The organism is Methylomonas sp. HYX-M1 (genome assembly GCF_040741385.1).
Classification (GTDB): domain Bacteria; phylum Pseudomonadota; class Gammaproteobacteria; order Methylococcales; family Methylomonadaceae; genus Methylomonas; species Methylomonas rhizoryzae.
The window spans coordinates 1176586-1188979 of record NZ_CP160405.1; the positions used below are offsets into that span (position 1 = coordinate 1176586).

The 12394-nt window shown below is 50.7% G+C and carries 15 protein-coding genes; 14 read left to right on the forward strand and 1 reads right to left on the reverse strand.

The annotated features are described in order from the left end of the window. Positions 1 to 79 precede the first annotated feature (79 nt). Positions 80 to 1212, reverse strand: a protein-coding gene (locus AB0A83_RS05510) for an IS3 family transposase (protein ID WP_367155190.1) whose coding sequence is annotated in 2 segments (ribosomal slippage) — positions 80 to 951 and positions 951 to 1212 — 1134 coding nt in all. Because the reading frame shifts where the segments join, the coding sequence is not laid out codon by codon here. Between the two features lie 655 nt (positions 1213 to 1867). On the opposite strand from AB0A83_RS05510, the gene AB0A83_RS05515 reads away from it, so the two are divergent. The 14 genes from AB0A83_RS05515 (at position 1868) to AB0A83_RS05580 (ending at position 12311) form a co-directional block, all read left to right on the forward strand. Then, positions 1868 to 2986 carry a tyrosine-type recombinase/integrase gene (locus AB0A83_RS05515; RefSeq protein ID WP_367155623.1) on the forward strand — a complete coding sequence of 373 codons (1119 nt, stop codon included), beginning with the start codon at positions 1868 to 1870 and terminating at the stop codon, positions 2984 to 2986. 14 nt (positions 2987 to 3000) lie between these two features. Next, positions 3001 to 3363, forward strand: coding sequence for a DUF1640 domain-containing protein (locus AB0A83_RS05520; protein WP_367155624.1), 363 nt, complete (start codon positions 3001 to 3003; stop codon positions 3361 to 3363). A gap of 75 nt (positions 3364 to 3438) precedes the next feature. Beyond that, the gene (locus AB0A83_RS05525) at positions 3439 to 3879 is read left to right on the forward strand and encodes a hypothetical protein (RefSeq protein ID WP_367155625.1); all 441 of its coding nucleotides are present in this window, start codon (positions 3439 to 3441) and stop codon (positions 3877 to 3879) included. Positions 3880 to 4092: 213 nt separating this feature from the next. Continuing rightward, the gene (locus tag AB0A83_RS05530) at positions 4093 to 4326 is read left to right on the forward strand and encodes a hypothetical protein (RefSeq protein WP_367155627.1); all 234 of its coding nucleotides are present in this window, start codon (positions 4093 to 4095) and stop codon (positions 4324 to 4326) included. Between the two features lie 164 nt (positions 4327 to 4490). Beyond that, complete coding sequence (locus AB0A83_RS05535; protein ID WP_367155628.1) at positions 4491 to 5459, forward strand: helix-turn-helix domain-containing protein; 969 nt, start codon at positions 4491 to 4493, stop codon at positions 5457 to 5459. 207 nt (positions 5460 to 5666) lie between these two features. Next, positions 5667 to 6938, forward strand: a complete 1272-nt coding sequence (locus AB0A83_RS05540; protein ID WP_367155630.1) for a replicative DNA helicase — start codon at positions 5667 to 5669, stop codon at positions 6936 to 6938. Next, positions 6935 to 7186: a hypothetical protein gene (locus tag AB0A83_RS05545; protein ID WP_367155632.1), complete on the forward strand. Its 252-nt coding sequence runs from the start codon at positions 6935 to 6937 to the stop codon at positions 7184 to 7186. The genes AB0A83_RS05540 and AB0A83_RS05545 overlap by 4 nt, the downstream gene beginning before the upstream one ends. 117 nt (positions 7187 to 7303) lie before the next feature. Next, complete coding sequence (locus AB0A83_RS05550; RefSeq protein ID WP_367155633.1) at positions 7304 to 8047, forward strand: AlpA family phage regulatory protein; 744 nt, start codon at positions 7304 to 7306, stop codon at positions 8045 to 8047. Then, positions 8044 to 8550, forward strand: a complete 507-nt coding sequence (locus tag AB0A83_RS05555) for a hypothetical protein (RefSeq protein WP_367155634.1) — start codon at positions 8044 to 8046, stop codon at positions 8548 to 8550. Before AB0A83_RS05550 ends, AB0A83_RS05555 begins: the two co-directional genes overlap by 4 nt. Beyond that, complete coding sequence (locus AB0A83_RS05560) at positions 8551 to 9252, forward strand: helix-turn-helix transcriptional regulator (RefSeq protein ID WP_367155636.1); 702 nt, start codon at positions 8551 to 8553, stop codon at positions 9250 to 9252. Then, on the forward strand, positions 9236 to 10105 hold the full coding sequence (locus AB0A83_RS05565) for a hypothetical protein (RefSeq protein WP_367155637.1): 870 nt from the start codon (positions 9236 to 9238) through the stop codon (positions 10103 to 10105). Before AB0A83_RS05560 ends, AB0A83_RS05565 begins: the two co-directional genes overlap by 17 nt. A gap of 2 nt (positions 10106 to 10107) precedes the next feature. Beyond that, positions 10108 to 10446 carry a Rha family transcriptional regulator gene (locus AB0A83_RS05570; RefSeq protein ID WP_367155638.1) on the forward strand — a complete coding sequence of 113 codons (339 nt, stop codon included), beginning with the start codon at positions 10108 to 10110 and terminating at the stop codon, positions 10444 to 10446. 45 nt (positions 10447 to 10491) lie between these two features. Further along, on the forward strand, positions 10492 to 11247 hold the full coding sequence (locus AB0A83_RS05575; protein WP_367155639.1) for a hypothetical protein: 756 nt from the start codon (positions 10492 to 10494) through the stop codon (positions 11245 to 11247). Between the two features lie 11 nt (positions 11248 to 11258). Further along, entirely contained in the window at positions 11259 to 12311 is a 1053-nt protein-coding gene (locus AB0A83_RS05580; protein ID WP_367155641.1) for a hypothetical protein, read from the forward strand. Positions 12312 to 12394 lie beyond the last annotated feature (83 nt).

Consider the following 12394-nt stretch of genomic DNA (forward strand, 5'->3'; position numbering starts at 1 on the left):
GCTACGATCTACAAAACAGAAGTGGCCCCATTGGTTTGAACAGTAAATCGATGATTTAAAGTGAAATCCCTGCCATGGTTTAGGCGGCCAACTTGAGGGTTGGCACCCCATCGTTATACGCCTGATGAGGCGTTTTTCGTTTCAAACTGGAATGCGGTCGTTCGTGGTTGTACCACTCGAAATAATCCAGGATTGAAGCGCGGGCTTGGCCGACGGAATCGTAGGCATGCAGGTAAACCCGCTCGTATTTGACCGATCGCCATAGGCGCTCAACAAAGACATTATCCCGCCAAGCACCCCGACCGTCCATACTGAGCAGACAGCCCTGACCTTTCACGGCATCGACAAACGCCTTGGCGGTAAACTGGCTGCCTTGGTCAGTGTTGACGATATCCGGCTTGCCGTAGCGCTTGAAAGCCTGTTCCAGCACGTCCACCGCATGACAGGCTTCCAGCGTAATCGCCACCTTGGCGGCCAGGACTTTGCGAGTGGCCCAGTCGACGACCGCCGTTAAATACGCGAATCCTTTGGCCAGCGGGATGTAGGTGGTATCCAGCGCCCAGACCTGATTGGCACGGTTGATGGTCATGCCCCGCAGCAAGTAGGGATAGATTTCATGCCCCGGCGTCTTCTTGCTGGTATTGGGTTTGCAGTACACGGCTTCGATGCCCATTTTCGCCATCAAGGTTTTCACATGCTTGCGGCCAATCGGGATGCCTTGCCGATTCAGCTGATCCCGTAACTGGCGAGCGCCCATGAATGGGTGTTTCAGGTGCAGTGCGTCGAGTCGGCGCATGATGTCAAATTCGCGCTCCGGAACCGGCTTGGGCAGGTAGTACACACTGCCGCGACTGATGCCTAATAGCTTGGCCTGCCGACCAATCGGCAATTTGGATTGACGGTCGATCATCGCTTTGCGCTCAGCAATCCCGCCTTGGTGAGCGCGCCTTCTAAAAAATCGTTCTCCAATGTCAGTTGACCGATTTTCGCGTGTAGGGCTTGCAGATCGACGGGGGGCGATTCCGGCTCCGCGGGCTTCCCAAACACCTCGGCGGCCCGCTCGCTCAGCTGCTTCTTCCAATCGACAATCTGATTTTGATGAACCTCGAATTCCTGGGTCAATTGCCCCAAGGTTTTATCGCCCGCCAAGGCCGCCAGGGCGACTTTGGCTTTGAAGGCCGGTGAATGTTTTCTTCGCGGTTTTTTAGACATCTTCTGCTCCATTGCTTTGTCCTTACGGACGTTCAAAAGTAGCAGGTCTTTCACTTAATCGGTTGTTCAATTTTTCGGCACCACCTCTAAACACCCATGGTCAATTTGAGATTCGATTGATCTTGCCCATTGTTCAGCAAGAGACTTACTAGAAAATGATTTGCTTATTGGGCTTTCACCCTTGCGTCTAACTTGTACTTGCCAAGAACCACTTGGTAGCTTTCTGATGGTTGCCATAGCCGTTTTATCCTGTTCACTATGAATGATTTGTGAACGAAAAGCTGCTATGCGCTGGTTTTAGACTATTTACTAGCTATAACCCTTTGATTTTAATGGTGCCGGCAATAGGAATCGAACCTACGACCTTCGCGTTACGAGTGCGACTTTGGTAAAAACTCTCGGTAATCACCGACTAAACTAGTTAAATAAATTCAATTAGTTATTTAGATTCTGCTGTCGAGCATTACCGGGTAAAAACGACGTTTTTTATAGCGTAGTGCGACAAAAGTGCGACAAAGATTTATAATCAAACCCCAGAAACAAAGCGGGCTCGATGGTGTTACCAGCACCAACAAGCCCTAACCGATTCACTTAACGAGCAGGGTTAAGCAATGGCTACCGCAAATTATAACGCCATTGCCCCCAAGGGGTTTATATGGCGACCATCACGGAACGAGCCGACAAAGACGGCAAGCCGCGCTATACAGTTGAAATACGGCTTAAAGGCCACCCTCGCGAAACTGCTACCTTCAAACGCCTGACCGACGCCAAAAAATGGGCCGCTTCGACCGAAAGCGCCATTAGGGAAGGCCGCCACTTCAAAAGCACCGCCGCCAAAAAACACACCTTCGCGGACGCAATCGAACGCTATATCCGCGAAATTCTGCCGACCGAATTTACCAACGTTGAACAACGCAACCGGCGGCCTATTGCGGAATGGTGGGCTTCACAGATCGGTCATTGTGTGATGGCGGACCTATCAACCGCCACCTTTGCCGACTGTCGCAACACTTTAGCAACCACCGGCGGGCGTAAGGGGCGACCGCTGGCGGCGGCCACCATCAAAAAGCATTTTGTTGTGGTCACGGATGTTTTAAAGCGGTGCGTTAATGAATGGCACTGGTTGGAACAATCCCCGCTGAAAGATGGCGGCGTTAAATTGCCCGACCTGCCGCGGGGAATCGTGCGCTTTTTAGATGATGACGAACTAAACCGGCTAACTATCGCGTGTAAGGAGTCGCCTAACCCATTGCTTTATCCGGCCTTTGTTCTGGCTATTTCGACCGGGATGCGGCAAAGCGAAACGATGAACCTGTTTTGGCGGGAGCCGGAAACGCTGCCGACCGAAACCGCTTGGGGGGTGGTCAATCTAGCGGAATCCTGCATCATCTTGCACGAAACCAAAAACGGCGACCGGCGGCGGGTGCCGCTGGCTAGTCAAGCGCTGGTCGAGCTGCAAAAACTCAACAAAGTTAGGCGCCTGGATTCGGCGTTAGTGTTTCCAAGTCCTACCCACCCAAACAAACCGGTTGAACTCAAAAAAGCCTGGCTGAATGCCCTGAAGCGGGCCGAGGTGAATAATTTTCGTTGGCATGATCTGCGACATTGCACCGCGTCATATTTAGCGATGGGCGGCGCGTCCATGGTCGAAATCGCGGCGGTATTAGGCCATAAAACCTTAGATATGGTGAAGCGTTACAGCCACCTATCGGACGGCCATATTTCTAACGTAGTCGAGCGGATGAACAGCCGGATATTTGGTACAACCCCATAAGCAACAGGTACAACATGAATACCATCCCATTTGACACCCTGGAATTTGCCAACCGCCTAAAAGCCGCAGGCTTTAGCGACGACCAAGCCCAAGTGTTAACCGAGCTACAGCGTAGCGCTACCGACAGCACTCTTGAGCAGGCACGGCATGATTACCATTTGGACGACGTAGCCACCAAGCGAGATTTGAAAGAGATTGAAACTGCGCTACGCCATGATATTGAAATGCTCAGAGCTGAAACCAGCAAACAAATCGCGGAAACCGGCAGGCAAATAGCAGAAACCAAGGCCGACTTAACCCGCTGGATTATCGGCGCCGGTTTTCTGCAAACGACCTTGATTATTGGCGTATTGCTGAAAATCGCTCACTTGATTTAACTGCTTATCAAGCCTATTTGGACGGCGGCAAGGTTTTTCACAGCCTATGAATAACAAGATTTTTGGGGATTAATGGTGTCTTTTCTTCGCGATAAATTGTATGAGTATCAGCAAATCGCTAATGCGAGAATGGCAGATGAGTTGAAGGAGCAGCATTTGAAACAACTGGAGGCCGAGCACGCGGAAGCCGAAAAAATGGAGCGAGAAAAAAACTCGATTATCGAATTTGAAAGGATGGATGTGCCGGCGACGATAAAGCGATCAATGAGCAAAGAAAGCCTAAAAACAGAATTTGATAAAAGGTTGGAAGTATTAATGGCGTGGATGAAAGATATGGGTTTTAAAGCAGGCGATAAATTACCCAAAAAATATACTATCGAAAAGGTTTATTGCGAACTGGCAGGAATGGACGGTGATTTGTTTAACTCGATTGGTCTTTCAAGTTTTGAGAGGCATTTTTGGAGAAAGCAAAAAATATGCGAATTAACGCGGGGCAATAAGTCTACCATCTTGTAAAAGCCGAAATCGTGCCAAATAAGGGGGCTTTAAGCCCCTTTTTTAATGCCAAGACAAAATATTAAGGGATTGTTTCGGTTGACTCCAAACCGTGACAACTCAAAAACTGTCACGATTTTGTCGTGATTTATCATCTTTTTTAAACAAAAACAATACCATACGATTATGTCCGAACGCCGCCGATACCCGGTAGCAACACATGGAGATGATTATATGGCATCCACGCATACCACGCCTAACTGCGACAATACATTATATTTGACCGTTGAGCTGTTTAATAAAAAGCACCCAGCCTTTCCTGTGGGAACTTTGAGGCATTATATTTTTTATAAAGAATCAAATGGACTTCAAAAAGCTGGAGCAATATTTAAAATGGGGAGAAAAGTATTAATTAAGGAATCTGCGTTTTTTGAATGGATAGAGTCCGGCGCGGCAGCCACAGCATAGGTCAACATAATGACAAATACTACACGCCGCTGCGCCGGCTGCGGCACACCGCTACGGCCGGGAGAGCATCACGCCTGCCCGATGTGCGTAACATACACCCGACTGCACGCCGCGCTCGCATCATTTCGAGCGTTAGTCACCGCTTCCCGGCATGAGGGTGAAAAATGAGCAATCGGCACATCACCATGGCGTTCTCCATGCCGACCAACGCTAATGAAACGCTCGTCTTAATTTGCCTCGCGAATAAAGCAGACGACATGGGTTTGTGCTTCCCGAGCTACACAACCTTAATGGCCGAGACAAAGCTGGCAAAGGCAACGCTAGCCAAATCGTTACACATCCTCGAAGGCGCTGGCTTGATCGAAAGGAAGAGCCACGGCAGCATCGGCACTGGAAAAAAAGTAAACACATACAAAATGCTTTTTGACGAAAGCTGGTTCGTTAAATCATCGATAAGTTCAAGCATTGAACTAGCGATAAGTATACGGATTGAACTTATCGAAAAAATCAACAACTTACGCGCAAGCAAGCGCCAGCCGATAAGTTCAGCGCTTGAACTTCGAAAAGTTCAACGCTTGAACTCGATAAGTTCAACCCCTGAACATGAACCCCCATATAACCCCCATAGTGAATCCCCATTAATAAAAATAAACAAAAGCGACATTTCGAAATCCAAAAAAGCCGAAGATGAAACCAATCGAAATCCAGCAGAAGAAATATTCAATTTCTGGCAAACGACAATGAATCATCCCCAGGCGGTGTTCGACTCAAAACGAAAAGCCATCATCACCAGAGCCCTAAAAAGCTATACCGTCGATCAACTAAAGTCCGCAATAGCAGGCTGCTCAAAGTCAAGTTGGCATATGGGCCAGAACGACAAGAGCAAAGTTTATGACTCACTCGATTTGATTTTTCGAAACGCCGACAAAATCGAGAGCTTCATTCAAAACTCAACCATCAACCCACCCCACGGAGTAACAGCCCATGCAAACAAACACCAAAGATCAACAGCCATTGCGGGCCAAATTTTCGGCGCAGCAGCTCTCGTCCATGATGCCCAACGAGCGAGCACTCGCGGAGACGGATACCCTGTTTCTGCGAATGATGGGTATTTACTCCCAGCTCTGGATTGACCACTTCCCGACCCAAGAAGCCTACAAAATTTCCCGGCATGAATGGTCGATTCAGCTCTCTAAGCTAACTCAAACTCAGATCGAACGTGGGGTGCAGGGCTGCATATCCAGCGGCGAAAAGTTCCCACCAACGCTACCGCTATTCGTCAAATACGCTACCGCCGAACCAGAGCCAACACCCCGCAGCCGTCGCAAGGTCTACTAAAAATGGTTAACAATAACAAGCAATTGTCTTACGAAAACGCGGTTGTTAGCATCCTGCTACGCAACCCGACGGCCATTACAAGCGTTGAAATAAACCCATCGTGGTTCGAAGCGTGGCGACACGTAATCAGCGCCGCAAAAGCGATCGCCGCGGCCGGAACCGAGGTCGATGCGCTTAGCATCCACGAACACCTCAATCGCCCCGGCCTGCTTCAACAACTCGTTGATCTACAACAAAATCAGACAGGAGCTGTTCAGAACTTACAAAAATACCTTGCCGGCTTAAGAGAAATTCACCAGTCCAAAAAGGTTCGCCAAATTCTGACCTCTACCCTCGCCAACCTCGACGCCGGCCAAGACCTTAGCGCGGCGCTAAGTGATCTAATGCAAGCGACGGTAAACGAAATCTCGCAAGATTCAAGGACCTACAACTACACCATCAAACAGGCGATGGGGGCGTTTCTGGACCACCTGGATAACGCCTACGACACCCGCGAGTCCGGCGGACTCGGACTAAAAACCGGCATCAGAAAAGTAGACGCGGAACTGGGAGGCATGCACCCCGGCGACCTGGTTATAGTCGGCGCCCGCCCGGCAGTAGGCAAAACTGCATTTGGCTTGTCCGTGCTGTTAAATCTCGCCAAATCCGGCAAAAAAGTTGGCTTTATCAGCACGGAGATGCCCTCCAACCAAATCATGGCCAGAATCGTTGCCGCCGAGACCGGCATCAGCGGCCACAAGATTCGAGACGCCAACCTAAAAGACACCGATTGGCCGCTGATGACCACGGCAACCAAAAAAGTTGCTGGCTTAAACTTTCGGATCAACGATAACCCTAACGTCACCATCGCCGACATTGCACTACAAGCCAAGGCTTGGATGGTTGATGGCGGTGTTGACCTGATCGTGATCGATTACTTGACCCGTGTTAAACCAACAAGATCAACCGGAAGCCAAGTGCAGGACGTAGCCGAAGTCGTCACAGGGTGCAAAAACATCGCCCGGCAGTTAAACATCCCGGTCATGGTGCTTGCTCAACTGAACCGAAACGTCACTAACCGCAAAGACCCGCGACCCAATATGGCCGACTTGCGAGATTCCGGAGTCATTGAGCAGGAAGCCGACCAAATCCTCCTACTTTATCGAAACGACGACGATCTATCCCCCGCTGAGATCATCATCGACAAAAACCGGCACGGCGGCTGCGCCACGCTGTTAGTCCAATACCTGCCGGAAACGATGCAATGGACCAACCTACCAGACCAACACCCATGAAAAGCACCTTTACCAAAACCCGCGAAATCGCAGCAATGTTCGACTTATCAGAAGACGACCCACTCGAACTTGAAGACCAGTTGTTATACCTAGTCGGAAGAATCTCAAAAGCGTTGGACGCCGGGCGCATCACCACCAGCGACCCAGAGGCCGAACTGGCCTTGTTGGCCCTGTTAGCTTCAATTTCAACAAATTTCATCGGCGATACATTTCCCCTTAAACACCACGAGCACAACACCGTTCAATAACCCAGTGCATCCACTATTTTCCATCACAATCTGTCGCCATCTAAACCCGGAAAATTGCACAAGTTGCCGCTGAAACGGCGAGGAAAATAACCCCAGAAATCAAACACCGGGGCTGAAATGACCGACACGAAACAAATTGACTTGCTTGATCTGAACGAAGTCCTCAAGTGGCTGAAAATCAGTCGAGCGGGCTTTTACAAGCACATTGCCGACGGCACTTTCCCGCAGCCCATAAAAATCGGCACCCGCTCGCTCTGGTCCGCTACCGATCTAAAACAATCCATCAACAAACTAAACCCGAACAATACCATGGAAACTCAACAACCCGTATCCCGCAACGAGGCAATCCGCGCACAAAACACCATTCGATCCCTTGCTCCGGCCGTCGCATCGCTTGAGGCGCTTCCCGCCACAGCAATGACGCCGGAAGTTAAAACAACATTGACCCAACTTAAAGCTGACCTTCAAGCCGCGCAGTCGATTGTTAACCAGGCTGCCCAGCAACTTGAAAGCAAGGATGTTGCCATCATCAACGCAGCCGTGACATTATTTTTCAAGATCGATAACGAAATTCACGAGGCCAAAACGCTGCAAGCCAACCTCGCGAGCAGCTACACCTCAAAAATCGAAGAGCTAACCAAAAAACAATTTTCGCCCGAAGAAATCGCGAAAATCGTCGCTGACCCAGCTCCCGAAATTGCCGCGCTGGAAGCAAAAATCAAAGCCCTTCACGCCGAAAAGGCCAAGTGCAATAGCTACTTAGCGGATTCACCAAGGTTCGATGAAGAGTTGCTCGCCGGTACCCGCGCGTTCGAAGTCCGCGACCTCCAAAAATTTATGAAAACGATGGTAATCGGATGATGCTCACCATAACCCGGCCCGGCCACGTTAAAGCCAAGCTCACGCCGCTGATTGCCGCCTTGAGGGAAATAGACGGAGAATCAGTTAGTTACAACCCAGAAGCCTTCGAATCCGCTGCAGCGTTGTTGGTCCGCTGCGAACGGACACTTGCGGCGATCGATAACCCAAACTCTGGCCCTGCTAACGATCCGCTTAAAGACCTTCCAGCCAAAGTTGCACTTCGAGCACTCGGACTTACCATCCAAATCGAAGCCGAAAACCGGCTCGGCCAAACCGTCCTTGACCAATACCAGCGCGACCTAACGGACCTAAAACTCAACGGCGCCACTCTCTCCCAAGTCCGCGAACTCGAAGCAGAAGCAAAGGCTAAATCCGAAGCGCACCGGCTAAATGTCGTTGAATTGCAAGCTAAAAAAGCGCACTTGGACGAGTTTCTAGCCACCGCGCCGGACTATGACCTTTCGCTGTTGTCCGGCACCGAGTTCAGCCTGCTGGAAGCCTAAATGGAAGCCAACTCTACCAAAGATGAAAGCCAAGACAAGCGCGAGCTGATCCTTTCCAAAAAAATCGGCTCCCGATTGCGCGAGGCTCGCGAGATGTGTCAGTTCACACAAAAAACAGCCGCTCGACTGCTCGGTGTAGATCAACTCACCATCAAAGCCCTAGAGGGCAGCGATGGCCCGGACAATGGTTATATCCCCCTCTTGCTCATCGCCGATTGCGCCAAGCTCTACGACGTGTCGATCGATTACTTGTTCGGCTTAACTGATGACTTCGAAACCGGCCCGGACAAGCCGAGATTCGACTTCCAAGCCCTAAACTTCATCGTCGACGCCGGCTTCAAAAGCCGGGCTAATCTCTTAAACAACCAACGGAAGTTAGACAATAAGATCAATGCGGTAGCCGAGTCTATCAAGACACTCATTACCGCCGTCAAAGCCGCCGATGACGGGTTTATGCGCTTTTGGGAACTGAACCCGGACTTCGACCAAATGCCGGCCGGCTCGATGTTCATCAACCGCTTGGACGCAGCGATCAATATCGCCCGAGAAGCCGCCTGCCGGTTGGTTAGGAACAGGGTATTCGAAATTGAATACCTACATCAATTCGACCCCGATCAGGTGCGCCAAAATCCACACGAAGCCCACGAAAAACAGCCCCGGCAAGTAAGCAACCAAGCCAACCGCTATGGCCGCGAAGCCTAAACTAACCGCCGAACAGTGGGAAAGCGCTAAACGCGTCTGGGAAGCCGATCCGCGTAAAGGATTCCCCTGGCTGATCGAAAAACTTGAATTACCCGTTAGTGCTGAAGCCGTCAGGTTAAAAGCCAAACAAGAAAATTGGGTGAAACTTGGAGACGAAACACCAAACTTGGAAAACAAAAAATCCAAGCTTGGAAAATCGCAAACTCCAAGCTTGGACAGCAAACCCAACCCTGTCGCCAAGCCAACCCCTGATCCAAGCAACGAAGCGCCAGCGTGGGAGTCTGTAGACGAATCCGAATACGCCGCAATCGGGCGTCCTACCTACTATCTACCCTCACACGACCGACTGGCATATGACATGTGCTTGCGCGGCACAACCGACGCCGAAATGGCCGAAGCATTTGGCGTGACCGAGCAAACCATCAATAACTGGAAGCGCAAGCACTCGACCTTTTTTGAGTCCATAAGGAAAGGCAAGTTGGTTGCGGATGCCGTGGTGGCAGGAAGTCTTTACAAGAAAGCAACCGGCTACCGGTACCTCGAAATCAAGATCAAGGAAATGGCGGATGAATTCGGAAACATGACTCCGGTTGAGAAGGTTGTCACCGAAAAGGAATTGCCGCCCGATACGGCGGCCGCATTCCTTTGGCTCAAGAACCGCCAACCGAAATACTGGCGCGACAAGATCGAGGTGGAAAGCACTCACAAACTCGATCCGGAAATGATGGCGCGTATCAAAACAGAATTTGTCGATCGCATGGCGGCGGCAAGAGAAAGACAGCGAAAGGTGCTGCAAGCGCGAGGACTACTTGCAGTCGAAACTCAAGATGAAAACCAAACCGAAGAGGATTAGCAATGAATCAGTTACTGATGATTGATAAGGCCCCAACAATGTCTTCGCTGGAGATTGCGGAGTTGACTGGAAAAAGGCATGACCATGTTCTTGCTGATATTCGAAAGATATTTGATGGCGCAGGAATTTCGGCTCCCGATTTTTTGGGAGTCTATAAGAATCAACAAGGTAGAGGCACCCCATGCTTTTACCTGCCGCGCAATTCTGCGCACCTTGTTGTGTCGGGATACTCAGTCAAATATCGACTGCTTAATTTTCAGCAATCCGAAAGAATCAACAAAACAAGGACAAGCTGGAATAGGAGAAAGCAAATTTGCTGGCACCTACAGAGACAACGCTAACCGAATCAGGCATTCCTACGCTGAAACAAAATATACGACTTAACCATGACCGACATCATTTACACATCCGACTGGGGCGGGCTGTCCAAACACCTGATTGCGTCGTTCTACGAAGTGGATCGAGACGGTAAGCGCAAGAAACACGCTAATATTGTGGTGAAGGCGCCGATTGCCGACGACGCCAACCTTGAGGTGACGCTCAATTGGCAATCGCCGTTCGAACAGGCTGGACCGGAATCGAGCTTTCCTTCCTTTGCGGCCCTGCTACAGTCCGGAAGCACGCAAGCCGTAGAAAGCGTGCTCGACGTGTTTTTCTCGAAAAGTATCGCCGACGACGTAAAGCCTTACCTTAAAAAATTCGAAGGCCGTACCGGCATTACTAAGCTTAACTCGACGCAAGTTTTCACCGGCATGCCACCGGTAAAACTCAGCCTGAACCTACTGTTTCGGGCCTGGAAAGACCCGGCAACCGAAGTGCAGCAGCCCTTTAATCAACTCATGAGCTGGGCCTTACCGAAAAGTCTGGCGAAAGATAGCGTACTAGCTGGGGCGCTGACCGGACTCATGAAGGGCTCAAAAGATTGGATAGAGGCGGTATTGCCTTCCGAATCCCCGACCCTGCTGGGCATGACCTACAAAAACAACCGCTATGCGCCCCTGGTCATCGAGTCGATCCAGCAACCCATTTCATCACCGGTCGATGCCGACGGCCAATTCGTTGAATTGATGGTACCGGTTTCGTTGGCGACCTTAACCGCGATCGATAGAAACGATTGGGCAACCTTTAACATCAAGCGATAACAGGTATCAAAATGCACTCACACATTACGTGGGACTCCACCAACTCACCGATCAATACCACCTTTGCCCACCTGCTTTACAACATCCGGCGCTCCGACGCCAGCGAAGGCTTGGTCATGGATGCCGTTACCCTGTCCGACATTTTGGAAGAAGTGGAGCAGCTGGCGGTATTCGACGCCTTGGTGTCGCCTTATGCCAAGCTTCAGCGAAAAATGGACGTGCTAAAAGGCGTCATGGAGCGCGTAGGCGGCACCGTTAAGCCCGTCGCCATGCAGTTGAGCGAACCATTCAAGCAGAACGGCGTCGCGCAAGTGGCCGCGGTATTCGAGCTATCGGACGGGCAAACTATTTCGATCTTTTTCCATAATCCGGATGTGACGCCGGGCAAGATAGCGCCGACTGACGAAATGATTAGTTGGAAGTGGCTGCTGAATAAAAAGGACATCACCATTGTGGTAGCAGCCGAAAACGGCCTGGACTTGAACATCAAAGCCGTTGCGCAGCGAGTGATAAAACTTGCCGAGAAAAACAGCGCGGCATTCGCACGGGCAAACACCAAGCGAGCCGAAAATTTAGCCGCTATCGAGTCGCTGAAAACCGAGATTACCGGCCTGGAAAAAGAACTGGCCGACGCCCAAAAGGCATTGAAGCTCGCCAAAATGGAAGCCGAAGACCGGCTATTAACACCGGTAACCGCCGAGCTCTACGCCAAAATTCAAGCGAATCCCGCGCTATTAGGCCGTTACGGCGATGCCCTGGATGCAACCTTACGCGCCCGAATCTCCAACGTCAAAAAAATACTGCTTGGCTGGCCGAAATGGAGCGAAACCGAGCGCGACCTTTACAAATCGGTTAACAACGGTCACAACCTGATCTATCTGTCGATCGGTCGCAATAAGCCAAGCAACAAGCTTACCGAGGTAGTCTACAGGCTATTGATTTCCCATTCGTCATCACCCGACTGGATCGAGCTGAAAAGCATGCCGGACGACTTAATCAAAGCGCCGCGGATAATCGCCGAAGAGCTTGACCGGGCGGCCAAATGGCCTGAGTACCTGCATTAGTCCAGCGCTTGCCCTGACCTCCCGCACTTCCCCCGGCGGGATGGGTATTGTTACCACATTACCACGCCCTATGTTAAACAGAG

Bases quoted from the DNA above. Each gene is read 5' to 3' on its own strand.
- AB0A83_RS05575 (WP_367155639.1), top strand. From the start codon at position 10,492: ATGACCGACATCATTTACACATCCGACTGGGGCGGGCTGTCCAAACAC.
- AB0A83_RS05550 (WP_367155633.1), top strand. From the start codon at position 7,304: ATGACCGACACGAAACAAATTGACTTGCTTGATCTGAACGAAGTCCTC.
- AB0A83_RS05520 (WP_367155624.1), top strand. From the start codon at position 3,001: ATGAATACCATCCCATTTGACACCCTGGAATTTGCCAACCGCCTAAAA.
- AB0A83_RS05560 (WP_367155636.1), top strand. From the start codon at position 8,551: ATGGAAGCCAACTCTACCAAAGATGAAAGCCAAGACAAGCGCGAGCTG.
- AB0A83_RS05535 (WP_367155628.1), top strand. From the start codon at position 4,491: ATGAGCAATCGGCACATCACCATGGCGTTCTCCATGCCGACCAACGCT.
- AB0A83_RS05530 (WP_367155627.1), top strand. From the start codon at position 4,093: ATGGCATCCACGCATACCACGCCTAACTGCGACAATACATTATATTTG.
- AB0A83_RS05565 (WP_367155637.1), top strand. From the start codon at position 9,236: ATGGCCGCGAAGCCTAAACTAACCGCCGAACAGTGGGAAAGCGCTAAA.
- AB0A83_RS05555 (WP_367155634.1), top strand. From the start codon at position 8,044: ATGATGCTCACCATAACCCGGCCCGGCCACGTTAAAGCCAAGCTCACG.
- AB0A83_RS05515 (WP_367155623.1), top strand. From the start codon at position 1,868: ATGGCGACCATCACGGAACGAGCCGACAAAGACGGCAAGCCGCGCTAT.
- AB0A83_RS05570 (WP_367155638.1), top strand. From the start codon at position 10,108: ATGAATCAGTTACTGATGATTGATAAGGCCCCAACAATGTCTTCGCTG.
- AB0A83_RS05545 (WP_367155632.1), top strand. From the start codon at position 6,935: ATGAAAAGCACCTTTACCAAAACCCGCGAAATCGCAGCAATGTTCGAC.
- AB0A83_RS05540 (WP_367155630.1), top strand. From the start codon at position 5,667: ATGGTTAACAATAACAAGCAATTGTCTTACGAAAACGCGGTTGTTAGC.
- AB0A83_RS05580 (WP_367155641.1), top strand. From the start codon at position 11,259: ATGCACTCACACATTACGTGGGACTCCACCAACTCACCGATCAATACC.